The 23,513-nt window shown below is 52.4% G+C and carries 16 protein-coding genes and 2 pseudogenes; 13 read left to right on the top strand and 5 right to left on the bottom strand.

The features are described from left to right. The 8 genes from AC06ND_RS01550 to AC06ND_RS01515 form a co-directional block, all read left to right on the top strand. Positions 1-1,665, top strand: a 1,665-nt coding sequence (locus tag AC06ND_RS01550) for a glycoside hydrolase family 3 C-terminal domain-containing protein (RefSeq protein WP_475677236.1), incomplete at its 5' end; no start/stop codon positions are given. 6 nt (positions 1,666-1,671) lie between these two features. Next, positions 1,672-2,097 carry an MgtC/SapB family protein gene (locus AC06ND_RS01545; RefSeq protein WP_475677235.1) on the top strand — a complete coding sequence of 142 codons (426 nt, stop codon included), beginning with the start codon at positions 1,672-1,674 and terminating at the stop codon, positions 2,095-2,097. 152 nt (positions 2,098-2,249) lie between these two features. After that, positions 2,250-4,670, top strand: a complete 2,421-nt coding sequence (locus tag AC06ND_RS01540) for a BACON domain-containing protein (protein ID WP_475677234.1) — start codon at positions 2,250-2,252, stop codon at positions 4,668-4,670. A gap of 14 nt (positions 4,671-4,684) precedes the next feature. Further along, entirely contained in the window at positions 4,685-8,152 is a 3,468-nt protein-coding gene (locus AC06ND_RS01535) for a PL29 family lyase N-terminal domain-containing protein (RefSeq protein WP_475677233.1), read from the top strand. Between the two features lie 8 nt (positions 8,153-8,160). After that, entirely contained in the window at positions 8,161-10,053 is a 1,893-nt protein-coding gene (locus AC06ND_RS01530) for a S8 family serine peptidase (protein ID WP_475677232.1), read from the top strand. A 1-nt stretch (position 10,054) separates the two neighbouring features. Next, a complete protein-coding gene (locus AC06ND_RS01525; RefSeq protein WP_475677231.1) occupies positions 10,055-10,474 on the top strand; it encodes a lipocalin family protein in 420 nt (139 codons plus the stop codon). Positions 10,475-10,477: 3 nt separating this feature from the next. Further along, positions 10,478-10,684, top strand: a complete 207-nt coding sequence (locus tag AC06ND_RS01520; protein ID WP_475677230.1) for a hypothetical protein — start codon at positions 10,478-10,480, stop codon at positions 10,682-10,684. Between the two features lie 7 nt (positions 10,685-10,691). Then, the gene (locus tag AC06ND_RS01515) at positions 10,692-11,084 is read left to right on the top strand and encodes a hypothetical protein (protein WP_475677229.1); all 393 of its coding nucleotides are present in this window, start codon (positions 10,692-10,694) and stop codon (positions 11,082-11,084) included. Between the two features lie 52 nt (positions 11,085-11,136). On the opposite strand, the pseudogene AC06ND_RS01510 reads toward AC06ND_RS01515, so the two are convergent. The 3 genes and pseudogenes from AC06ND_RS01510 to AC06ND_RS01500 form a co-directional block, all read right to left on the bottom strand. Next, a pseudogene (locus tag AC06ND_RS01510) lies at positions 11,137-12,378 on the bottom strand (glycoside hydrolase family 43 protein); the annotation flags it as partial. Positions 12,379-12,405: 27 nt separating this feature from the next. Beyond that, a pseudogene (locus AC06ND_RS01505) lies at positions 12,406-13,749 on the bottom strand (family 43 glycosylhydrolase); the annotation flags it as partial. A gap of 25 nt (positions 13,750-13,774) precedes the next feature. Beyond that, the gene (locus AC06ND_RS01500) at positions 13,775-16,009 is read right to left on the bottom strand and encodes a monovalent cation:proton antiporter family protein (RefSeq protein WP_475677228.1); all 2,235 of its coding nucleotides are present in this window, start codon (positions 16,007-16,009) and stop codon (positions 13,775-13,777) included. A 118-nt stretch (positions 16,010-16,127) separates the two neighbouring features. Here AC06ND_RS01500 and AC06ND_RS01495 point away from each other — a divergent pair, with 118 nt between their 5' ends. After that, positions 16,128-16,589 (top strand): nucleoside deaminase, encoded by a 462-nt coding sequence (locus AC06ND_RS01495; protein WP_475677227.1) that lies wholly within the window; start codon positions 16,128-16,130, stop codon positions 16,587-16,589. A gap of 36 nt (positions 16,590-16,625) precedes the next feature. Next, the gene (gene ilvA, locus AC06ND_RS01490) at positions 16,626-17,837 is read left to right on the top strand and encodes a threonine ammonia-lyase (protein WP_475677226.1); all 1,212 of its coding nucleotides are present in this window, start codon (positions 16,626-16,628) and stop codon (positions 17,835-17,837) included. 293 nt (positions 17,838-18,130) lie between these two features. Here ilvA and AC06ND_RS01485 read toward each other — a convergent pair whose 3' ends face one another. Together AC06ND_RS01485 and hrpB are read right to left on the bottom strand one after the other, a co-directional pair. Continuing rightward, positions 18,131-18,436, bottom strand: a complete 306-nt coding sequence (locus tag AC06ND_RS01485; RefSeq protein WP_475677225.1) for a hypothetical protein — start codon at positions 18,434-18,436, stop codon at positions 18,131-18,133. Between the two features lie 11 nt (positions 18,437-18,447). Beyond that, positions 18,448-20,934, bottom strand: a complete 2,487-nt coding sequence (gene hrpB / locus AC06ND_RS01480) for an ATP-dependent helicase HrpB (RefSeq protein WP_475677224.1) — start codon at positions 20,932-20,934, stop codon at positions 18,448-18,450. 155 nt (positions 20,935-21,089) lie between these two features. On the opposite strand from hrpB, the gene AC06ND_RS01475 reads away from it, so the two are divergent. The 3 genes from AC06ND_RS01475 to AC06ND_RS01465 all read left to right on the top strand — a co-directional run. Beyond that, entirely contained in the window at positions 21,090-22,061 is a 972-nt protein-coding gene (locus tag AC06ND_RS01475) for an MBL fold metallo-hydrolase (RefSeq protein WP_475677223.1), read from the top strand. Positions 22,062-22,081: 20 nt separating this feature from the next. Then, a complete protein-coding gene (locus tag AC06ND_RS01470; protein WP_475677222.1) occupies positions 22,082-22,747 on the top strand; it encodes a YiiX/YebB-like N1pC/P60 family cysteine hydrolase in 666 nt (221 codons plus the stop codon). A 6-nt stretch (positions 22,748-22,753) separates the two neighbouring features. After that, a partial coding sequence (locus AC06ND_RS01465) for a carboxylesterase family protein (RefSeq protein WP_475677221.1) occupies positions 22,754-23,513 on the top strand: 760 nt, incomplete at its 3' end.

Here is a 23,513-nt window from a genome sequence, read left to right as displayed (position 1 = left end):
GAGCTCTATCTCAAGAATTTCGAGATCGCAGTGCGCGAGTCTGATCCTTGGACCGTGATGTCTTCATACAACAGGACCAACGGCGTCTTCACCCAGCAGAACTTCGAGCTCCTCCAGACCATACTCCGTGACGAGTGGGGTTTCAAGGGTATCGTGATGACAGACTGGGGTGCAAAGGAAGGAACCGTTGCTGCTGTGCACGCAGGTAACGACCTCATGGAGCCGGGTACTCCTGTCGAGACCCAGCGTATCATCGCTGCAGTGAAGGACGGTTCTCTCTCTGTTGCCGACCTTGACAGGAACGTTCGCAGGATGCTCGAGTACATCGTGAAGACTCCTCGTTTCAACGGTTACAAGTACAGCAACAATCCAGACCTCAAGGCTCATGCTGAGCGCGTTCGCAAGGCAGCTGCCGATGGTATGGTCCTCCTCAAGAACGACGCAGACGTGCTTCCTCTCTCAGGTGTGAAGAACGTTGCTCTCTTCGGTCTCAATGCATATAAGTCAATCGCTGGCGGTACCGGTTCAGGTAATGTGAACAAGCCATATATCCGCAACATCGACGAAGGTCTCACTGCTGCAGGCTTCGTACTTGACGAGAAGATCTGCACTCTCTACAAGTCATACAGGGAGTATGTGAATGCTGAGAACGCAATCGCTCGCGTGATTCCTCAGGAAGGCCTCGGCGGTGGTGGAATGTTCGGCGAGGGCGTTATGGCAGAGATGACCGTTCGTCCTGAGGTCGTACAGGCTTCTGTCAAAGGCAATGATGCTGCCGTAATCGTGATCGGACGTAACGCAGGTGAGGGTGACGACCGCGTGCTTGCAGGTGACTTCGAACTCACTGCAGCCGAGCGCAACCTCATCACCAATGTGACCAACGAGTACCATCTTGCAGGTAAGAAGGTCATCGTCGTCCTCAATGTCGGCGGTGTAGTGGAGACAGCTTCATGGAAGTCTCTTCCGGACGCTATCCTCCTCGCATGGACTCCAGGTCAGGAGGTCGGCAACTCTGTGGCTGATATTCTCACCGGTAAGTCGAACCCTTCAGGAAAGCTCTCCATGACCTTCCCTATGGCATATCTTGACATCCCTTCATCAAAGAACTTCCCATACTACAAGCCACGTTCATCAAGGGGTAGCAGGAATCCTCAGCCAGTCAAGGACTATGACTATACTGACTACGCAGAGGGACTCAACGTCGGTTACCGTTACTTCAATACCGTCGGTAAGGAAGTTTCGTTCCCATTCGGATTCGGCCTCAGCTACACTACCTTCGAGTACAGCGCTCCAGTCGTGAAGCTTGCCAAGGACGGAACTCTCAGCGTTAGCGTTACCGTGAAGAACACTGGCAAGGTTGCCGGCAAGGAGGCTGTCCAGGTTTACGTTGCGGCTCCTGCAGGCGGACTCGTGAAGCCAGAGTCTGAGCTCAAGGCATTCGCAAAGACCCGCGAGCTCAAGCCAGGCGAGAGCCAGACCCTCACAATGACTGCTGATGCCTATACTCTTGCTTCCTTCAACGAGGCTGCTTCACAGTGGGAGACTGCTGCAGGCAAGTACATCGTGAAGATCGGCGCAAGCGCTACTGACATCCGTCATACAGCCAGCGTTACCATGAAGTCTGCCCAGAGTTGGCCAGTCAGCAATGTTATGGCTTTGAAGTAAGATAATATGGAAATTACACTCAACGTCGCACTCATACGCCTTCTCGTCAGCCTTGTGCTGGGTTGTGCAATCGGAATCGAGAGGCTCATAAGCAAGCATCCTGCAGGTGTGAGAACCTTCATGCTCATCACACTCGGCTCGACTCTTGCAACAATCGCGTCAATCTATATCTGCCAGGACAATCTCGGACTTCACAACGGTGACCCAGGCCGAATTGCAGCTTCCATACTCACTGGCGTGGGATTCATCGGTGCTGGTCTGATCATCAAGAATGACGACCGCGTTTCCGGTATCACCACTGCTGCATGTATCTTCGTTTCCGCAGTCATCGGAGTCGCAGTAGGCGTCGGCTTGCTCATTCCTTCTGCCGTGGCAACGGTGGCAGTGATTCTTATTCTTCTCTCTTCCCGCAATTACAAAAAGAATAAGTAATTGGGGAGAAATATTACAGAATAGAAGCTGGTTACGCGGGTGACCAGCTTTTTTGTATTCAATGGCATATATTGTATTTACTCCGAGTTTTTTTACTAAATTCGCACGCCAAATTGACAAACTATATTAATTTTACTAATTTCTAAGACTTTATGTCAATAAATTCCCTAAAGGCTCTCCTGCCTTTCGCATTGTCAGCCCTGCTTTTCGCATCCTGCAATGAAAAACCGCAGATTCCTGTAGAGGATCCTTCGTTGGAAATCTCATCCGTCGTGATTGACGGTGCTGCAGGAAATTACTCAGTACCATTTACCCTTAAGAATTCTGTTGAAGGCACTAAGCTTCAGGCAAGCACCGATGCAGACTGGATTTCAGAAGTAAAGGTTGTCGATTCTGACGTAACCTTCTCTGCGACTGCAAATCTTTCTGCACCTAGAGCAGCAGAACTCAAGGTCAGCTATGGCGAGATATCGAAGAACGTGACTGTTACTCAGTCCAGCTTCAAGTTCGAGTCTTTCAATATCTCAGTATCCAACATCAAGCCAACGGGAGCTTCAGTAAAGATCCAGCCAAGGTCTTATAAGGATAATTACTTCTTTGAAGTGCTCTCTAAATCAGCAGTCGACAAGTATCTTGCTCTCGACACCAACAAGCCTGGCGACAAGGCTTTTGCAGAGGCACTTTATCAGAGCGACCTTGAATATCTCAATGATATGGCCAAGAGTCACAATGAGGATCTCTATGACTATCTCAATTCGATCCCTAATATGTATAAGGTGACCGTAAAGGGAGACGCAATCGATGTCACTTATTCTTCACTCAAACGTGATACTGAGTACTATGTGATCGTATACGGAATGGATTTCGACGGAACCAGGACTACAGAGGTGGCTCTCTACCTCTTCAGTACCCACATCCCGTCTGACAATTCTGTGACTTTCACTGCTACCGTCACCGATGTCAAGGCCAATTCAGCACATATCACCATCGTTCCTTCGGATCCTAAGGCTACCTACTACTGGACCTATGTTTCCGAGACGGATTACAACAAGTATACAACTGCTCAGATCGTTGAACTTCTCATCTCTGCGATGAGGGAGCAGGCTGTGTTCGGTTATTCGATCAAGGACTTCCTCAGCGCAGGAACCTCAAATGAGACCGCAACGGATCTCTCGATGGGTACTACCTATTACATCTTTGCATGGGGAATGGATGAGACTGGTGCCGTAACCACGGACATCCAGGTTCTCGAGTCATTCACTACCACTGCAAATGAGGTCACCGACGATTGTACCTTCGTCATCACTCCTCTTGAAATCGAGGATATGGACGTCAAGGTAAGGATTGAGCCAAGCAACGAGTGGACCAAGTATTACACTGCATTCATCGACGAGAAGCGCTGCAAGGGCTATAACGACTACCAGATGGTTCAGAGAATCATCAACATGGAGAGCAGCCGTATCCAGGATGGTTACTATGCTGGCGTGACCGATTGGAGCAATCTTCCAGGCGTTGCATCTGGTACCATAGAGGTGTGGGGCCGTCGTGACTACACTTGGACATTCGACCCTGAGCACACTTACAGGATATATGTGTTCGGTGTCGACGCACAGGGTAATTGCACTACCAATATCGAGCGCCTTGACGTAACTACCATTGCCGCTCAGCCTTCGAACATTACCTTCGAGGCAACTCTTGGTGCCAATACCTGGCATAACACCAGCATCGACATCACTCCTAGCAACAACGACGACTACTATCTCGCTTATCTCGTACCTACCGCTACACTTGATACCTACAGGTATAACGATGGATCACTCATGGAGAAGGAAATCATGGACCAGATCCGCGACGTATACGAGGATGAGATCAGCCAGTACGTGTTCAAGGGACCTCGCAAGTTCACAAGCACCTGGCTTTCTGACAGGGGATACTCACTTCTCCTCTTCGGTTACGCCGGTTCGAACACCACTCCTATGTACGAGTTCAAGTTCAAGTCTCCTGCGATTCCTTTCGACAAGGCGGACTGCGACATCAACTATACCTATGAACTCTTCCGTGGTGACGACCTCATCGCTCTTAACCCAGGAATGTGGGCAGGAAGCGAGGGAGACTGCGTCATGAGGGTAAGAATCACGACTACAGGCAACCCTGAGAACTATTACTTCGGACTCTGGGGACCAAAGGAGAACTATGCATCGTCAGGTGGTATGGATCATCTTGTAACGCTCCTCCAGATGGATGTCCCTGGTGACAACATCATGAATAAGAGCTTTGGCTTCCTCAAGCCTTGGTGGTATGGTATGAACGGATCGCCTACCAAGTTCAAGACAGATGAGGGTGAGGAACTCGACTATTTCCCTTGGAGCCTTACTGCCTATGCCGAGGATGCAAACGGAAACTATGGCCCTCTCCACTATACTCTCCTTATCCCTGTCCCAGAACCTAAGGATCAGGTTAGCGGAAAGTACTGCGTAGGTTACACCGAGGCTTACGATTTCTGGACATCTCCTTCATCGAATGAGAAGGACATCATCATCAAGATGGCAGACCCTGAAAAGATCAATAGATAACAACCGTATATAAAATGAAAAGAACAATTCTTTGCCTCTTGGCAGCAGCTTCACTCCTTGCAGTGAGCTGTACCTACGACGATTCGGCTCTCGTCAATCGCGTAGAGAACCTTGAGAAGGACGTAAAGTCCCTCAAGGAGCTTGTTGACCAGGTCAACAGCAATGTGTCTGGTCTCCAGACTATCGTAAACGCACTTCAGCAGAATGTGTACGTCACTTCTGTAGAGGATGTTAAGGACAAGACCACCGGCGCTACCGTCGGTTACACCATTTACTTCACCTCTGGTTCACCTATCACCATCTACAATGGTGCGAAGGGCGACAAGGGTGATAAAGGCGATAAGGGAGACCAGGGTGACAAGGGCGTAGTCCCTGCACTCGGCGTGACTCTCGTTGACGGTGCTTACTATTGGACCGTTGACGGTGAGCTCCTTCTCGATGCTTCAGGAAACAAGGTTCCTGCTACCGGCGCAAACGGCTCAAACGGCCAGAATGGTCAGGACGGTAAGGATGGCATTACCCCTGTCCTCCGCATCAATGAGGGCAACTGGGAGGTATCCGTTGACGGTGGCGAGACCTGGGAGATCCTCGGTCCAGCAAGCAGCTCATCTGAGGTTACCGCAGTTGACGCTGTTTTCTCTGACGTGAAGGAGACTTCTGAGGGTGTCGTATTCACTCTCGTGGACGGCAGCAAGATCGTCCTTCCTCGTGAGAAGGCTTTCTCTGTAGAGTTCGACAACAGCAAGGTATATGATGTCGTAGCAGGCTCTTCTACCAAGGTAGCCTACACCGTAGTCGGTGGCGACGAGAATACCGTTGTGGACGCTTTCGCATCAGGCAACTGGTATGCTGAGGCTATCGCAGAGAGCGCTGAGGCTGGTGTCATCGAGGTTTCAGTTCCTGCTGACGGCGGTGACAAGGGCAAGGTCCTCGTATATGCGGCTAACGGCAAGGGCAAGACCGATATCAAGACCCTTTCATTCGCAAAGGGTATGGTTACCCTCGTAGCTCCTACCACTGAGGTTTCAGTCGAGGGTGCGACTATCACAATCCCTGTAACCAGCAACGTGGAGTGGACTGCCGAGGTTGAGACTGAGGCCCAGAGCTGGCTTACCTGCGCTGTCACCAAGGTAGGTGCAGTACGCACTGACAACCTCCAGCTCGTAGTTGCTGCTAACAACACTCCTGCGAAGAGGAACGGTACCATCTACCTCGTAGACGCACAGGGTGTAGCTGTTCAGACCATCGCAATCGCACAGGCTTCCGGCGAGTACACCGCACCTGTATTCAAGTGCGACGTCTTCAAGGCATGGGTTCTCAAGAACTTCGATGCTGATGCAGACGGTGAGATCTCTGCAGAGGAGGCAGGTAAGGTTACCTCTATCTCAATTGCTGATGCTTCAAGCATGGTGATCGCTGATTGGTCTGGTGTCGAGGCATTCTACAACCTCAAGGACTTCAAGTTCACTGCATCTTCATACTATGCAACAAACTCTACCTTCGAGTCTATCGACCTTTCTAAGAATACCAAGCTCGAGAACATCGAGATCCTCTCGAAGAATGTCAAGACCATCAATGTAAGCGGTCTTACCCAGGTCAAGAAGCTCGTCATGGCAAGCTGTACCAACGTTGAGTCTATCGACCTCAGCTCTATGGCTAAGCTCGAAACTTTCACTGCTTATGGCACAGGCCTTACCTCAATCGACTTCACAAACAATCCTGAGCTCGTTTCTGTTGCAACATACAGCACCAAGATTGCTTCAGTCGATCTCTCATACTGTCCTAAGGCTTCTAACATCAGCGTAGGTACTTCTGAACTTACCAGCCTCAATCTTGCAGGCTGCAACGCAATCACTTCGCTTTCTGTAAGCAACGCATCAAAGCTCACCGAACTTTCTCTTCCAGAGCTTCCTCTTCTCAAGAGCTTCACTGCAGACTATGCAAAGGTTTCTGTGATCGATCTCAGCAAGTCTCCGCTCATCACCAGCTTCAACGCAAGCAACTGTCCTGAGCTTACTCTCATCGACCTCTCTACCGCTACCAAGCTTTCATCAATGTATGCATACTCTGACAACAAGCTCAAGGAGATTCGCTTTGCTGAGGGCGTAAGCACTGGCAGCTTCTGGTATACTACCGGCTACTGGCAGGAGGATGAGACCTATTATACCGTAGTTATAACCTTCGTACCTGTGGCAGGCGGTGAGGAGATCAGCGACTATGCAGCATGCATCAAGGATGAGTACGTCAGGAAGTACATCGTCAGGAAGTTCGACGAGAACGGTGACGGTCAGATCTCCGCAGAGGAGGCTGCAAAGGTTACTGAACTCGACCTCTCTGGCTATGCTCTTACTTCTGCAAGTGATCTTGCAGTATTCCCACTCGTAAAGCTCAACCTTTCTGAGAACAAGCTCAGCTCTTTCGACGGTTCAGACTTCAAGACTCTCGAGGTACTCGACCTCAGCAAGAATGAACTCACCTCTGTTGCCCTCAGCGGTGCAAAGGCTCTCGTAAGCCTCGACCTCAGCTATAACAAGCTCTCAGGTTCTCTCGGTTACAGCCAGATTGCATCAGGCAAGATGACTTCAATCAATGTAGCACACAATGAGGCTCTCAACTTCTCACCATACATGTTCTCTGTTCTTGAGAAGCTTGACATGAGCTATACTGCAGCATCTTCAATCTCTACCTCTTCTATCTCAAAGATCAAGGAGATTAACGTTGCGAACACCAAGATCAAGGGTGAACTCAATCTCGCATCTCTCAAGGAGCTCGAGGTACTCGACATCCGCAACGATGAAATCAAGACCCTCGACGTTTCTGGTGCTGTAACTTCAGGCTCACTCAAGAAGATCTATGCTGCCGGCAGCTCGCTTGAACTCATCAAGGTCGGTGACGGCAATGATCTCGCAGAAGGTGTTGTAGAAGGCGTGGACAACTATGTCATCCAGAACTTCGTCAGCCCAACCAAGTCTCTCAAGACTAACGAGTGGAACTACATCAAGTCTTTCAACGCTGAGGACGGCGCTGAGTACAAGGACTTCACCGTAAACTACACAACTGCATCTAGCGGTTTCGTTATCGAGGCAGGAAAGGAGGCATCTATAACCTGTACTGCTGGCCGTAAGGTCATCAAGTTCTTCGCACTCGGTGTTAACGGTGACGTAGAGCTCACTCTCGAAAGAAGCTCTGACAGGCCAATCTACACCAAGAGCACCGACTCTTCATACTACGGCGAGAGCTACAAGAGTAGCGACGAGAACCCATTCACCGTCAAGGAGAATGAATCTGCAACAAAGGATCAGTCAAGCTTCATCGTAAGCGGAAACGGTGCATACCATTTCTTCAACCTCGGAAAGGCTTACACCTCTGCAGAGGCAACCCTCGACAACGAGACCATCACCTTCAAGGTGAAGGGTGAGGCAGGCCAGAAGGTCATCCTCCTCGGTATCAACCTCTCATCTTCACGTGACGACGACGAGTAGTCTATAGCATGAATCTTAGGAATACCTTAATATTCTCGATGGCTCTTCTGGTGCTTTCCTGCACCGGAGAGCCATTTGAGGCTCAAAATGGGGATGCCGTCTTCTCCAAGGCGGTCAACTCCGTATGCGGCGAGGCTGACGGCCAGATGCTCGTCAGGTTTTCTGATCCTGACGCGATTCCCGACGGCATCGTTGCCGAGAGACTCTTTACCTCAGTAAAGGGTAAGGAGGCTTTGGAGAAGAAATATGGCATGGATCAGTGGTATGCGGTAAGCGTACCTGAAGGCATGGACATGGCACAGCTTGCCACCATGCTGGAGGCTGAGCCCGCAGTCCTGAATTACGAATATCCTGGCAAGCTGGTGCGCCCGTTCGTGAAGGATGATTTTGTCCCTCAGGCAGAGATCCAGACCAAGGCAGCAGGTCCGGTCACCATGAACGACCCTCTCTTCAAGAGCCAGTGGTTTCTTTACAACAACGGTGACAAGAGCAGTTTCGGTAGCACCAATGTGGCCGGTACCGACGTGGACATACGTGACGCATGGAGACTCACCGCAGGTGACCCATCCATCATTGTCGCCATAGTTGATGAGGGTGTGAAGACCACCCATCCTGACCTTGCCGATAACATGTGGGTGAACAAGGGAGAGATTCCTGGCAATGGCATCGATGACGACGGCAACGGCTACATTGATGATGTACACGGATATAACTTCGTTGCCGATGGCGCAATCTCTTGGGGACTTCAGGGCGATGAGGGACATGGAACACATGTCGCCGGACTCGTAGCTGCAGTCAACAACAATGGAATCGGAGTCAGCAGCGTGGCTGGCGGAAGTGGAAACGGCGATGGCGTGCGCCTGATGTCGTGCCAGATCTTCAGCGGCCCTGAGAGGAACGACAATGCTGCCGTGGCACGTGCAATCAAGTACGCAGCCGACAACGGTGCGTCGGTTCTCCAGTGTTCTTTCGGACTGGGTTCATACTACTCGGACAGGGCATTTTCGGAGAGTCTCTCTGCAGTCAAGGCTGCATACGACTACTTCCGTGACCCTGCCAATGCGAACAGCGGTGTCGTCGATGGCAACATCGTCGTGATCTCTGCCGGCAACAGCCATAATTCGAAGGCCGAGTATCCTGGAGCATATCGTGACTACATCTGTGTGAGTGCAATTTCCCAGGACAACCTTCCTGCATGGTACACCAATTATGGCGACGGTGTCAATATCGCATCGCCAGGTGGAGACAACACTCTCGGTCTGACCATGCTCTCGACCGTGGTCAGCGAGTCTGATGCCAGCAAGTCTGACTATGGATTCATGCACGGTACGTCGATGGCAACTCCTGTAGTATCAGGAATCGCAGCGCTCGGACTCTCTTACGCAAAGAAGCTCGGAAGACACTTCAGCCGCGACGAGTTCGAGTCCATCATTCTCTCGTCAGTCAATCCTCTCGAGGCAGGACTCGAGGGTACGAAGAAGACCCCTTCTGGAACCATGGACCTTGCCAGGTTCAAAGGCAAGATGGGTACCGGAGTCATCGATGCATGGAAAGTGCTCATGAACATCGAAGGTGTTCCTTTCGTGACCGTGAAGACGGGGGAGAGCACAAGCATCGACCTTAATGCCATTCTCGGCGGAGATGCTCAGCATCTTACCATCATGGATGTGGCAATTTCAACCGCTGATAGGAATGCGGTTGGAATCAGCGGCGAGATAAAGGCCGAAGGCGGCAAGCTTACTGTTCTCTGCGAGAAGGTAGGCTGTGCGAGAATCACCGTCCAGGCTATCGCCGGCGGCAGTAAGCTCGGAACAGATTCCGAAATGGGTGGAAAGGAGTTCTCCCGTACCATCTCCATCGTATCAAGACAGAACGTAGGACAATCTAACGGATGGCTCTAATATGAAGAAGATACTTTATGTAATCATTGCGCTTTTCCCGCTCCTTCTCGCTTCTTGCAACAAGGAGAACCAGCCGGTGAGCTCAGATTCTCTCAAGGGCACTTGGAACCTCGAGCAGATTGACGGCGTACCTGCAGGTGAACTAAGCGTGTGGATGGAATTCTCGGAGTCGTCTTTCGATATCTATCAGAGACTCGGAAACAAGGTTTCCTACGAACATTACAACGGAACATGGAGCCTTGTCAAGGGCGTGCTTTCAGGAAAGTATTCTGACGGTAAGCCATGGGCATCGTCATACAATGCGACCATAACTGACGGAGTACAGCTCAGGCTAGAGGCTGTCGGCAGCGGAGAGGTCTCGACCTATCGCAAGTCCAATATGCCATCCGAAGTACGTGGACAGGTTATTCCAGAGAAGTAGGCTATGACAAAGAAGAGCAGACAGTACCTCTCGATACTTGTTGCGATGATATGCTACTATATCATCCATGAAGGTGCGCACTTCCTGTACGCTCTGACCCACGGAGTGTTCAAGAACATCAACTTTATGATACTCGTCGTGAATCTCGTCGTGCTGATGAAAGTTCAGTACCCAGTTTTCACCGGGGCCTTTCGCGACATTAAGGACTGATTGAAATATGGTAAAGAAATTCTGGCTCATAATAGCCAATGCATTCCTCTGGGCTGCAGCAGGAATCAATATTGCACGAATCGGCATCCAATGCGCTATCTCTGAGGGTAGCAAGGTCTGGCTCTGGTGCATACCAGTGTTCGCTGCCTTCGGTGCGATGTTCTTCCGTATCATAGCAAAGAACGCAAGGAGAATCCATGCGATGGAAGGGGAGAAGGCTCCTCTCTACAAGTTCCTTACTCTGAAGAGCTATCTGCTGATAGCCTTCATGATGACCTTGGGTATCACCCTCAGGTCCTTCGAAAGCGTTCCAGACTCGTTCTTCGCGTATTTCTACACCGGACTTGGATCAGCCCTCACTCTAGCAGGACTGACTTCGCTTTTGCATCTTCGCAAATAACCAAAAGAGAGGCTGACCTTTCGGGTCAGCCTCGTCTATTTTACTGCCGCTGCTATTTGATCTGCCACCAGTCCCAGCTGAAGAGATCGCTCTTGCCCTCACCCTTGAAGACGAAGAAAAGATCGTGCTTGCCTGAGAGGCCGCTGAGCTTGCAGCTCAATGTCTGGTAACCTGAAGTCTTTCCCACGTTGAGAGTACCGCAGAGAGGACCGTCGACAGAGTCGATGTGGATCTCGATCACAGCAGGAGCTCCGGCGTTGGAAACGTTCGCACTGAACTGCTTTCCACCCTTCCTGAAGTCCACGCCCATGATCTGGAGATGCTCACCTTCGTCGATGTTGTTGACGATGATACCGCTTGCAGCCTTCTCGGTCTTGAGACCCTTGCCCCAAGCCATAGTCTCCGCCTGTACCTTCCTGTATGGGTTGAAACTGCCGAGCTGCTCGAGCTTGTTATCCTGCCAGTAAGGTACCTTCTGGATGCTTCCGTCCTCATTGTAGAACATCTCGGCAGCTGATACGCTGCGACGCTCGTGATGGTAGAAGGTATCGATGTGCATGAGCTCATAGTTGAGTCCGAACACATAGTTGTGGCCCTTGTACTCGATGATGCCCGGATGGTTTCCGCGGGTACGCCAGGTGCGGTCCATGATATGTCCCATAGACTTCCATGGACCGACAGGGGAGTCGCTCATCGCGTATCCAATGCCCTCTGGACAGCAGGTAGAGGCGAATGCGAGATACCAGTGACTGTCGTGCTTGTAGAGCCATGGACCCTCCTGGTAGTAGTCGATCTTGTAGTCAAGCTTGTGGATAGGACCGTCGAGAGAGATCATGTCCTTGTTGAGCTTTGCCCAGTATACGTTAGGATTGCCCCAGTACATATATGCCTGTCCGTCCTCGTCGATGTAGACGGTAGGATCGATGTCGTCCCAGTGCTCCTTCTGCCATACGAGAGGCTCGCCGATAGGATCCACGAACGGACCGTCAGGAGAATCCGCAACGAGCACGCCGATTCCGTGTCCATGGATAGGACAGTACATGTAGAACTTGCCGCCTCGCTCAATCACATGGAGAGCCCATGCGCCGTTGTCGCCGTCATACCACTTGAAATCCTTGAGCGAAGCCACTGCACCGTGGTCCTCCCAGTTCACCATGTCGGTAGAAGTATAGAGAAGCCAGTCCTTCATCACGAAGCCGTTGGCATAGTCCTCGTCGTGGGTGGTATAGAGGTAGACCTTGTCCTTGTAGACCATCGGAGCCGGATCAGCGGTGTACTTGGTCGAGATGAGAGGTCTGTTGACATGGACGTTGAACTTCCACCAGTCGAGATCGAAGAGCTCCTCGTCGCCGCCTCGGAAGAGAAGATAGAGATCATGGATACCGTTCACGCCCTTGCGTACGGGAGCGGTCTTCATCATGTTGTCGTTGTTGATCTCGATGCGCGCGATAGGCCTTCCTCCAATCTCGTCGAGATAGAACTCGAGCACACCCTCGTGCTTGAAGTTGAGCATCTCCATCGATACCATGGTCGCGTCCTCGCTGCCGAAATCCACGTTCCTGACCTTGATCCAGTCGCCGTTGTGGATATTGGTCACATAATGCCTCTTGCCCGGAAGCCTGTCGACTTTGACACCCCAGCTGTCTGCCATGGTCTCGGCCTCGACCGTCTGGTATGGGTCAAGAGTTCCGATAGGCTCCACGCCGTCGGTGAATGGGATGAAAGGAATGGAACCGTCCGCGTTGAACTTGAACTCCTCGACGCATGCGCTGCGATGGAATCCACCACCGTTAGGAAGCTTTCCGTTGTGGTAGAACATATAATCATGTCCCTTGTAGGTGACATTTCCGCCGTGGATAGTGAAACTGTTCACAGACTCGTCCATGATGCGCCCGTGGAAGGTCCAAGGACCGTCGATGGTAGGAGCGGTAGAGTACGCCATGTACTCAGGAACGCCGCCGGCAGGGTAAGAGAGGTAGTAGATACCGTTTCTCTTGTAGATCCACGGACCTTCCTCATACTGGGTCATAGGCTCGAGCTTTCCGCCATGCGCCCAGTTCTCCTTCATCTGGATTTCTCCGAAGCTTGCCGGGTCGTGGTAGCCCGGAACCTCCTTGTAGCCGTCCACGAACGAGATCATATCCTCGTTGAGCTTGCCGTACCAGAGACCCTTGTTGCCCCAGAAGAGGTATGCCTGACCGTCGTCGTCGATGAAGACGGTAGGGTCGATGAAGCTGAATCCGGTTGCGAGCGGTTTTCCAAGTGCATCGGTCCATGGCCCCTGTGGGTCGTCAGCGACTGCCACTGCGAGGGCGTCGCCCTCGGTCTTGGAACTGCAGCAGACGTACCAGTACCATTTGCCGTTGCGCTCGATGGCCTGTGATGCCCATGCCCTGTCACCCTGCCTTGCCCACTCGAAGGTGGCAGTGGAAATCTGTGTTCCGAGATAGGTCCAGTTGACCATGTCCTCGGTGCTGAATACCATCCAGTCCTTCATGAGGAAGTAGGTGGCATCGTCCTCGTCATGGCCAGTGAACATGTAGAGCTTGTCTCCATGGACATATGGGGCAGGATCCGGAGTGTTCACCGTCGTGATGACTGGGTTCTGCGCATATGCACAGATCGTGGCAGCGGTGAGAGCTGCCGTGATTAGTGTTCTTTTCATATCGTGGGTCAGTGATTAGTTCCTGCTAGTATGACTGCACGGCCGATTTCTCTCCAGCGAGCCATACGGTGTCTCCGACTGCGAATACGAAGTCCGGGTCAGGGTTGGCGATGAAATCCTCTCCTCTGAGCACGCTGATGATCATACATCTCTGCCGTTTCATCTGCGGCTGGCGTACGGTCTTTCCGGTGAGGAAGGAATCTTCATCGAGGGTGATCGGATGTACGATGAACTCCGACTCCTTCTCGTGTGCAAGTACCTCTGTCGAGCTGGATATCATCTCCCTGAAGGCCGCTATCTGCTCGGTAGTGCCGACTGCGATGATTTCGTCGTGAGGGTAGAGTACAGTGCTGCTTGATGGTATGATGATATTGTGCGAACCTCTGGTGAGCTTCACGATATTGGCACCGGTCTTCTTTCGGAAGCTGATCTCCTGGAAGGTCTGTCCTGCGAACAGCGAATCAGGGCTGATCGTGATCTTCTCGAGGTGTACGTCATATCCTGCGAGCTTGTTTCTGATGGAAGTCGTGACAGGCTTAGCCTTTCTTTCCGCTTCCTCACGCTCGTTGAGGTTTGCGATGAACTTCTTCTCGATGAATGAGAACTTATGCACGGAGAAGCGCGCGATTACGAGGAATACGACAGTTGATATCAGTATCAGCAGCAATGCCCAACCCTCTAGGTTGACATTCTTCGCGATCACGGCCATGATGAAGCCAAGGGCGATGAAGATTCTCAGCATTACCAGACCTATCAGAGGAATCCTGTTCTTCCTGACCTTGTAGAGCTTGCTGGTGATATGGTTCATGTCTCCCGTGCTGACGGCGATTCCGAAGAGGAAAGGCGTCATGATTACGAGAGTGATCGCCAACGTGATCACATGGAGCATAGGCTCGCTGACCTTGTCTGCAATAGTCCTGGAAAGCAGAGGGGAGAGGAATACTGACGAACCGATGAAGAGGGCGATGAGTATGACTCCATAGAGTACCACACGCAGTGAGTATAAACGGAGGAGCTTCTCCCACTCGCTCTTTTCCTTCATGCTTCGGCTGCCCTCGTCCTTGTTTGTCTCAAGTCTTTTGAGCATGCCCTTCGGCATCTTCTTGCAGAGCAGGCTGTAGGTAGGGCGTGCAAGCTTGATCATGTATGGAGTGGTGAAGGTCGTGATGACCGAAACGGCGATGATCACCGGATAGATGAAGTCCCTCATGACTCCCAGGGTCACACCGACGCTTGCGAGGATGAATCCGAACTCACCGAGCTGCGCGAGGCTGAAACCGGTGAAAACTCCGTTCTTCAGGCCCTTTCCCGTGAGTATGACTCCGGCGGCAGAGAAGATGATGTGGCTGATGATCACCACCAAGGTGAGGATGAGGATGGTGAGCCAGTGCTCCGCAATGACGGAAGGTGAGATCATCATACCCACCGACACGAAGAATATTGCACCGAAGAGGTCCTTGATAGGGCTCACGAGGTGCTCGATATGCTCGCTTTCCACCGTCTCCGCGAGTATGGATCCCATGACGAATGCACCGAGGGCGGAAGAGAAACCGACCGCGCTGGCAAGAGTCACCATACCGAGGCAGAGGCCCACGCTGACGACGAGAAGGATTTCATCCGAGATGTATTTCCTGGCCTTGCTGAGCACCGACGGGATAAGGTAGATGCCGACGAGGAACCACAGAACGATGAAGAACGCAAGCTTGCCGAGGTTGAAGAGCATCTCAGCTCCATCGAACTTCTTGGACACGGCCATGGTCGAGAGGAGCACCATCAGGAGTATGGCGATGAGGTCTTCCACGACGAGCGTTCCGAACACGAGGCCCGCGTGGGAATCGTTCTTCATGTTCATCTCCTCGTAGCTCTTGATCACCACGGTGGTCGACGACATAGACAGCAGTCCAGCGAGGAATATACTCTCCATCGTGGTCCATCCCATTGCAGTTCCTATCACGAAGCCCAGCACGAACACTCCGAGGAACTTGGTTCCGGCCGTGACGAGTGCGCTGCTGCCGACCTTCAGGAGCTTCTTGAAACTGAATTCGAGTCCAAGACCGAACATCAGGAAGATGATACCGATCTCTGACCACTGTTCGACAGCTTCCACACTGGAGATTCCGGGGAAGAAGTCGATGTTCGGCCCGACAAGAAATCCTGCGATGATGTATCCCAGGATGAGAGGTTGCCTGAGAGCTTTTGAGATTATTGTGAAGAGACCTGCGGAGATCAGGATGACCGCAAGGTCCCTTACGAGATTCATTTCCTCTGACATTGCTTATCAATTCTATATTAAATACAAATATAGTCTTTCTTTTTCATTTTGTCTCGGCAGAATAATTGTGTATTTTTGGAGGAATAATGACCAATCCTAGATTGATATGCACCACGAATTTATGCGTCTGGCTATTTCAGAGGCCAGGGATGGAATAATCAACGGGCATGGCGGTCCTTTCGGAACTGTCATCGTCAAGGACGGAGAGATAGTCGGCAGAGGCCACAACAGGGTGCTCGTCGACTGTGATCCTACAGCCCATGGCGAGGTTTCCGCGATACGTGACGCCTGCAAGAGACTTGGAACACACGACCTTCAGGGCTGCACGCTTTATACGACCGGCGAGCCGTGTCATATGTGCCTCTGCGCATGCCTGTGGGCCAACATCAGCAAGGTATACTATGGCTGCACGATAGAGGACAACGGCATGATAGGCTTCCGTGACGACAAGTTCGACAAGATCTTCGGCGGCCGTGACAAACTCGGAGATTTCATGAGCGAGATGGACAGGGAAGAATGTGTACGGCTTTTCGAGGAGTATCTTGCGATGAGCCACAAAATTTATTGACAAATTGCTATTTTTGCAGGCCTTTAAACAAAGAATATGGAGAGAGAACTTTCACTCAACGAAATATACAAGGCGTCACACGTCTTGAAGAGCATAATCCGTCCGACTCATCTTGTAGCTGCACCTTCCGTAAGACGGGATTGTGAGGTTTACATCAAGCCTGAGAACCTCCAGGTTACCGGATCTTTCAAGGTCAGGGGCGCAAGCTATATGATTTCTCAGCTCTCCGACGAGGAGAAGTCCCATGGCGTCATTGCCAGCTCTGCGGGTAACCATGCTCAGGGCGTGGCTCTCGCGGCGGCTGCCAACCACATCAAGTCAATAATCTGCCTTCCTGCCGGAGCTCCAATCTCCAAAGTTGAGGCTACGCGCAGCTACGGTGCGGAGATCTGTCTCGTTCCTGGCGTATATGACGACGCCTACAAGAAGGCTCTGTCTCTCAGGGATGAGAAGAACATGACCTTCGTTCACCCTTTCGACCATCCGCTCGTGATTGCTGGACAGGGTACCATCGGACTTGAGATTCTCGACGAGTGCCCGGACCTCGATGCCATCATCGTCCCTGTCGGCGGTGGCGGACTCATCAGCGGTGTGGCCTACGCGGCAAAGCAGCTCAATCCGAACATCAAGATATATGGCGTCCAGTCGGCAGGCGCACCGAGCATGGTGAAGAGTATCTCAGAGGGCAGCATCCAGCATCTTCCTTCAGTCTCGACCATTGCGGACGGTATTGCAGTGAAGACCCCGGGCAACCTTACATACGAACTTTGCAGCAAGTATGTGGATGAGATCGTCACTGTGACCGATGATGAGGTCTGCGCTGCGATTCTCCTTCTCCTCGAGAAGCACAAGCTTATCGCAGAGGGCGCAGGTGCCGTTTCTGTGGCTGCGGCGATGTTCAAGGACCTTCCTATCAAGGGCAAGAAGGTCGCGTGTGTGGTCAGTGGCGGTAACGTTGACGTGACATATCTCAACCGCTTCATCAACCGCGGTCTCCAGAAGAACGGACGTCAGTGTACGCTTTCTGTCGAGCTTCCAGACAGCCCCGGCCAGCTCGTGGCAGTCAGCCAGCTCATCGCTGATTGTGGTGCCAATGTGGTCGGTGTTCTCCATGAGAGGACCAATACCAACATCGATGTCAAGGCTTGTGTGCTCAAGATTTCGATGGAGACCAGGAATCATGCCCATATCCAGGAGATCATCGATACCCTTCAGGAGCGAGGCTACAAGATTCTTCAGATCGAGTAATCATTGACTAACGATATTTTCTTAGCCTGGCTGTCTTTTCGTCGGTCAGGCTTTTTTCGCCGGCTGCAGGGAGCATGCAAAATGCAGATCGGCTCCGCTCCGCTTCGCCGACCCTAGTCCGGGCAAATGCATTTTGCATGCTTCCCGCGCCGCCAGAGTGTCACGAACGACAAAAAACAAAGGATTTTTGGAGTTCGCGCCAGCAAAACGTAGAAAAAACGCTGAAAACACGTCACGAAAGACAAAAACAAGCCGTTTTTTGTCGCTCGTGCCTATGTGTGCTTCGCAACTGGTCAGATCCATTTGATCTCAGAGGTGTCGAGCATCTTTCCGGCGCCGGACGGACTTGAGGCATAGATGAACACATAGTCCCGGAGAGCCCTGTCAGCCATCTTCCAGTGGGAGAAGTCCGCTGGTCCGAAGTCACCTGACGAACCGTACAATGTGATCGTGCGCGTCTCGTCATTGCGGGACCACCAACCGCCGCCCCAGATCTTCTCATAACCTATTCTGAGGTCCTTGTGGTTGATTGCCATCCCCATCCTGAGGAACCCTTCTCCGGTCCTCACGTCTCCTGCTATTATGAATTTCGGATACATAGTTACGTTGCTTACTGGCGGGGCTTGACGCCGCGGACGGCATCGGCCTCGAGAGGATTGTCCGGCCAAGAGTGCTTGGGGTAACGGCGTCGGAGCTCCTTGCGGACTTCGAAATAGGTCCCTGCCCAGAAACTGCGGAGATCCTGAGTGAGCTGGACGGGCTTGAATCCAGGGGAGAGTAACTCCATGAGTACAGGACGCTTGCCTTCGTCTACTCTCGGAGTGTCAGTGAGACCGAAACACTCCTGCAAGCGGACGCGCAGAACAGGTGCTTCAGCCCCCTGTCTGTATTCTACCCTGATCCGGCTTCCTGTCGGAACGACGATGTGGCTTGGCGCAATCCTGTCGACAGCCTGTTGCTGACCATAGTCCATCAATGACCAGATTACCTCGCAGAGATCCAGCTTCTTGAGCTCGGCAGCACTCGTCGCTTTCCCAATGTACATAGGAATCCATTCTGAACCCCTTTCCAGGAGGGCTTCCGTGCTCATGTCCGGTAGCTCAAGTTCCGGATGCCATTGTGACACGGTCGCGATTCGCCGCTGCATGTCCTGGACCTTGTCGGAGAAATCGAACATGCTCAGCCCCTCCTTTGGTGCAGCTTCGCAGATTACCTTTACCGCAGCATCGCGGAAGCCATCGCTGATCGTCTTGGACTCCACGAGAAGGCTTCCTAGCCGGAGCTCATGCTGAGCCACGACGGCTCCCTTGCGCGAATCCCATCTGACATTGTCGCGCTCCCTCATCATGCTCCTGATGTCTGATGGATCAAGGGGAGCTGCGAGAAATATGCGCCCTACGCCGCCTGGACGGGCATTCATGCTTGCGACAGCTATCCATTCATGGGCATTGAGCGAATCAGAAATCTCAACCGAGGCAAGCTCTCCAGATGAAAGCTGATACTTGCCGCAGCCGTCCGCATGAGCCTTTCCTATGCGCTCTGGATAGGCTGCGGCAATGAGAGAACCTATTTCGTGCGGGTCGGCCGTATCGTTGTCTTCCGAGGCCTTCACCATGGACCTGTATTGTTCAGCGACCTTCATGATCCTTGTCCATGCTCGTCCTCCGCCATGGCGGGAGCGGATCGCGCGCAGCTCCTCTATCCTTGTGCTTATGTCCGAGTCGCTGCCCGGCATCGGGTTCTTCTCCTCAAGCAGCGCAGCGATGTCGGCCGCAAGTGCCTTGCTCGCGTTGCTCCCGGCGTGCACTAGCATCTGTGCGATGCGCGGATGGCAGGGGAGAGCGGCAAGCTTCCTTCCGTGCTGAGTGATGGCCCCGTTCGCGTCCAGAGCGCCCAGTTCTTTCAGCAGTGAGCTCGCCTGGGCTATGTGCGAGGCCGGTGGAGGCGTGAGCCATGGAAGGTTCATAGGCTTGCTACCTCCCCATGCTGCAATATCCAGGACCATAGGAGCAAGATCGGCCTCCAACAGCTCTGGAACACGGTTTTCAGCCATGAGAGTCTCGCTTCCTTTGCTCCACAGACGGTAGCATCTTCCTGCAGCGACTCGACCGGCGCGACCGCTTCTCTGAGTCGCCATATCCTTGCTGATGCGTATGGTCTCGAGGTGGCTGAGGCCGTTCATCTGATCATGGACCATCTTCTTGCAGAGGCCCGAATCGACCACGGTGCGTACGCCTTCGATGGTGAGAGACGTCTCAGCAACCGGCGTGGCGAGTACGACCTTCCTCTCGCCGGGACGGCTCGGTGCAATTGCTTCCTGCTGTTCCTTCTGCGCCAGCATTCCATACAGAGGCATTATCTTCGTGTTCTCTCCGCCGGCACCTTCGAGCAGCTCCGCACATTTCCGTATCTCTGCCTCGCCCGGGAGGAATGCGAGCACGTCGCCCTCATTCTCCCTCAGCGCAACCCTTACGCTGTGGCTCACTTTCTCTGCAACATTGAATCCGTCGGTGTCGTCGTTTGTGTATAGAATCTCGACAGGGAACATCCGGCCCTTGCTCTCGACAAGCGAAGCTCCGAGCGCGGAGCAGATACTTGCCGTATCGATGGTCGCAGACATGACTAGTATCTTGAGCTCCGGCCTTACCACTGCCTGCGACTCCCTGGTAAGTGCAAGTGCGACGTCACTGGCGAGATTCCTTTCATGGTACTCGTCGAATATCACGACCGAGACGCCTTCGAGGAAGGGATCGGTGATCAGCATTCTGGTGAGAATGCCCTCTGTGAGTACCTCTATGCGTGTTTCTGAAGATACCTTGCTTTCGAATCGGATTCTGTATCCGACAGTCTTGCCGACAGGCTCACCGATCATGGCGGCCATCCTTTCCGCAATCTGACGTGCGGCGAGGCGTCTGGGCTCGAGCATCAGTATCCTGCCCTCGAAGGTATTCGCGATGAGCAGCGGGAGAAGGGTTGACTTTCCGGCTCCGGGAGGTGCAGTGAGAACAAGGCATGAAGAGGACGCCAGCTTCTTGCTGACCTCTTCCGAGACTGCCGCTACGGGCAGGTCCATGCCTTTCTGAATCTTGATTTCCATCCTTACTGCGGGTCTGCAAATTTAGTCACTCTTTAGAAATAACCTGTTAATTACTTGTTGACGAAAATACGCCTGACTGAGTTGGGGCAATTCAATCAATTTCCATATATTTGTATGTTATATAAACCAAATACACAAACCTAATATTCACCGATATGAAAAGAATCATCATTGCAGCTCTCGCCCTTGTGGCAGCGGTTGCTTGCGGACCAAAGACTCAGCCTCTTGATCCAGAAGTTGTGGTAGGACCTTATACCGTCACGAACTTCACCCAGAACGTTTACCACATCCAGGATTACAATGACCAGAATCCTGCAGGTGAGGAATTCGATGCGGAGGGCAACAAGACCCATTTCAACAACTGCTCGGACATGTATCTCGTAGTCGGCGAGAAGGAAGCTCTCCTTATCGACCTCTCGAACTACATCAGATGGGCAGACAACGCTGTCGAGTCTCTCCAGAGCCTCGTGGCAGAGCGTATCGGTGACAAGCCTCTTACCATCACCTTCACCCACAACCATGGTGACCATACAGGAATGCTTCCTGCATTCGTGGAGAACAAGGACGTGAAGTTCTCTCTTCCTAGAATCGACTTCGAGAAGATGGTCGCAAGGTTCCCAGACATTAATTACGAACTCTATGACGATCTCAAGAAGTATGACCTCGGCGGCATCACTCTTACCTCAGTCCTCGTCCCTGGCCATACCGCAGGCTCAGTGGTGTTCTTCCTTGACGGTCAGGACATCCTCTTTACCGGTGACGCAGTGGGCTCGGGACACGGTGTCTGGCTCTTCGACGTACGCGCATTCGAAAACTATGTAGGTGGCTTCAAGCACCTCATGGAGTATATCAACAACCCTGCTAACGGCATCGACAAGGAGGCTCTCCGTCTCTATGGCGGCCACTACTGGCAGAAGGACTGGTTCCCTGAGCTTGGCGACGACTCTTTCGCAATGCAGTATCTCTACGACATGGAGAAACTCATCGCCCAGGTCATCGACGGCAGCGCTTACACCGAGCCTTCTAACCTCGACCACCGCGTGATCGACACCTATTTCAGGAACGGTCAGGCAATCATCGCATGGAATGCTGAGTTCTGGGCACAGTACAGGGCTCAGAACGAATAATCATCTGACAGTCGTTATTTGTGAAAGCTGGTGTAAGTCTCGCCGCAATTCCGATATTGCTCCTTTCTTGTGTTCAGTATGATCCTGGACTCAAGGAAGGAGATCTCATATTCGTCGGAATACCTTCGGGTAAGGAATCTGTATCAGGTTCCATGTCCGAGGCCATCAGCGACGCGACCGGCGACGGGGAACTCAACTTCATCCATGTAGCCATCGTTGACATGGACGAGGACGGAGCGTGGGTGATCGATGCGACTACCGAGCACGGTGTCGACCGCCACCTGATGAGCGTATTCCTGGATGACTTTACCCTGGAGGACGGCACATATCCGACCTTTGTGGTGAAGAGACTGAAAGGTGACCATGATATTGACCGCTATCTGGACAACGCCCGTTCTTTCTGCGGGAGGAGCTACAACCTGAGCTTCTTGCCCGATGACAGCGCTCTATATTGCTCGGAACTCGTACGAGACAGCTATGTGACCGAGAAGGGGGACACCTTGTTCGGCACGGTCCCGATGAATTTCAAGGGCCCGGACGGGGAATACCCCGCATATTGGAAAGAACTGTTCGAAAAGTTGGGTAAGCCGATTCCGCAAGGCTATCCGGGCACCAATCCTCAGGACATGTCGACAGAGCCGATTCTTGAAACCGTTGACGTAGACATCATCAGACAATCCAAATAAACGTATATGAAAAAGACTTTATCATTCTTCGCGGCAGCTGCTGCGACAATCATGGCAATCTCTTGCCAGCCAAGCGATCCGTCCATCGTGAAGACTAAGGACGGACTCGTGCAGGGACACATGGAGGAGGGTACCCTTGCATTCAAGGGCATCCCATATGCCGAGATTGAAAGATTCATGGCTCCGAAGCCTGTGACTCCATGGGACACCGTGATGGTGTGCGAGAATTGGGGACCTCAGGTCATGCAGAACACCGGTAGGGAACTTCCTCCTGACGTGATGAACGAGCAGGGATCATGCGTTCTCAACGTATGGACCACCGACACCAAGGCAAAGAAGCCAGTGATGCTCTGGATCCATGGCGGCGGATTCGATTCAGGCTCGTCCAACGGCAACCCTGGAATGGGTCTCGCGAAGAAGGATGTGGTCCTCGTCAGCCTCAACCATCGTCTCAATATCCTCGGCTTCCTTGATCTCAGCCAGTTCGGCGAGAAGTACAAGTATTCAGCAAATGCGGGTATGCTTGACATCGTGATGGCTCTCCAGTGGATCAAGGACAATATCCGCAACTTCGGTGGCGACCCAGACAACGTGACCATCTTCGGTGAGTCAGGTGGCGGCGGAAAGGTCGGTACCCTCATGTGCATGCCTTCTGCGAAGGGACTCTTCCACAAGGCTATCATCATGTCCGGTACCATACTCAACATCAACGAGAAGGACATGACCGAGGCTCTCGGAGCTGCAGTGCTCGAGGAACTCGGAATCG

It is taken from the genome of Candidatus Cryptobacteroides sp. (assembly GCF_056207615.1).
This window is presented reverse-complemented; position numbering and strand designations above follow the sequence as displayed.

What these genes read in the sequence shown, in the direction of transcription:
- AC06ND_RS01535 (WP_475677233.1), top strand. Translation starts at nt 4,685, where the DNA reads ATGAAAAGAACAATTCTTTGCCTCTTGGCAGCAGCTTCACTCCTTGCA.
- AC06ND_RS01530 (WP_475677232.1), top strand. Translation starts at nt 8,161, where the DNA reads ATGAATCTTAGGAATACCTTAATATTCTCGATGGCTCTTCTGGTGCTT.
- AC06ND_RS01495 (WP_475677227.1), top strand. Translation starts at nt 16,128, where the DNA reads ATGCACCACGAATTTATGCGTCTGGCTATTTCAGAGGCCAGGGATGGA.
- AC06ND_RS01540 (WP_475677234.1), top strand. Translation starts at nt 2,250, where the DNA reads ATGTCAATAAATTCCCTAAAGGCTCTCCTGCCTTTCGCATTGTCAGCC.
- AC06ND_RS01545 (WP_475677235.1), top strand. Translation starts at nt 1,672, where the DNA reads ATGGAAATTACACTCAACGTCGCACTCATACGCCTTCTCGTCAGCCTT.
- hrpB (WP_475677224.1), bottom strand. Translation starts at nt 20,934, where the DNA reads ATGGAAATCAAGATTCAGAAAGGCATGGACCTGCCCGTAGCGGCAGTC.
- AC06ND_RS01515 (WP_475677229.1), top strand. Translation starts at nt 10,692, where the DNA reads ATGGTAAAGAAATTCTGGCTCATAATAGCCAATGCATTCCTCTGGGCT.
- AC06ND_RS01520 (WP_475677230.1), top strand. Translation starts at nt 10,478, where the DNA reads ATGACAAAGAAGAGCAGACAGTACCTCTCGATACTTGTTGCGATGATA.
- AC06ND_RS01475 (WP_475677223.1), top strand. Translation starts at nt 21,090, where the DNA reads ATGAAAAGAATCATCATTGCAGCTCTCGCCCTTGTGGCAGCGGTTGCT.
- AC06ND_RS01525 (WP_475677231.1), top strand. Translation starts at nt 10,055, where the DNA reads ATGAAGAAGATACTTTATGTAATCATTGCGCTTTTCCCGCTCCTTCTC.
- AC06ND_RS01485 (WP_475677225.1), bottom strand. Translation starts at nt 18,436, where the DNA reads ATGTATCCGAAATTCATAATAGCAGGAGACGTGAGGACCGGAGAAGGG.
- AC06ND_RS01500 (WP_475677228.1), bottom strand. Translation starts at nt 16,009, where the DNA reads ATGAATCTCGTAAGGGACCTTGCGGTCATCCTGATCTCCGCAGGTCTC.
- ilvA (WP_475677226.1), top strand. Translation starts at nt 16,626, where the DNA reads ATGGAGAGAGAACTTTCACTCAACGAAATATACAAGGCGTCACACGTC.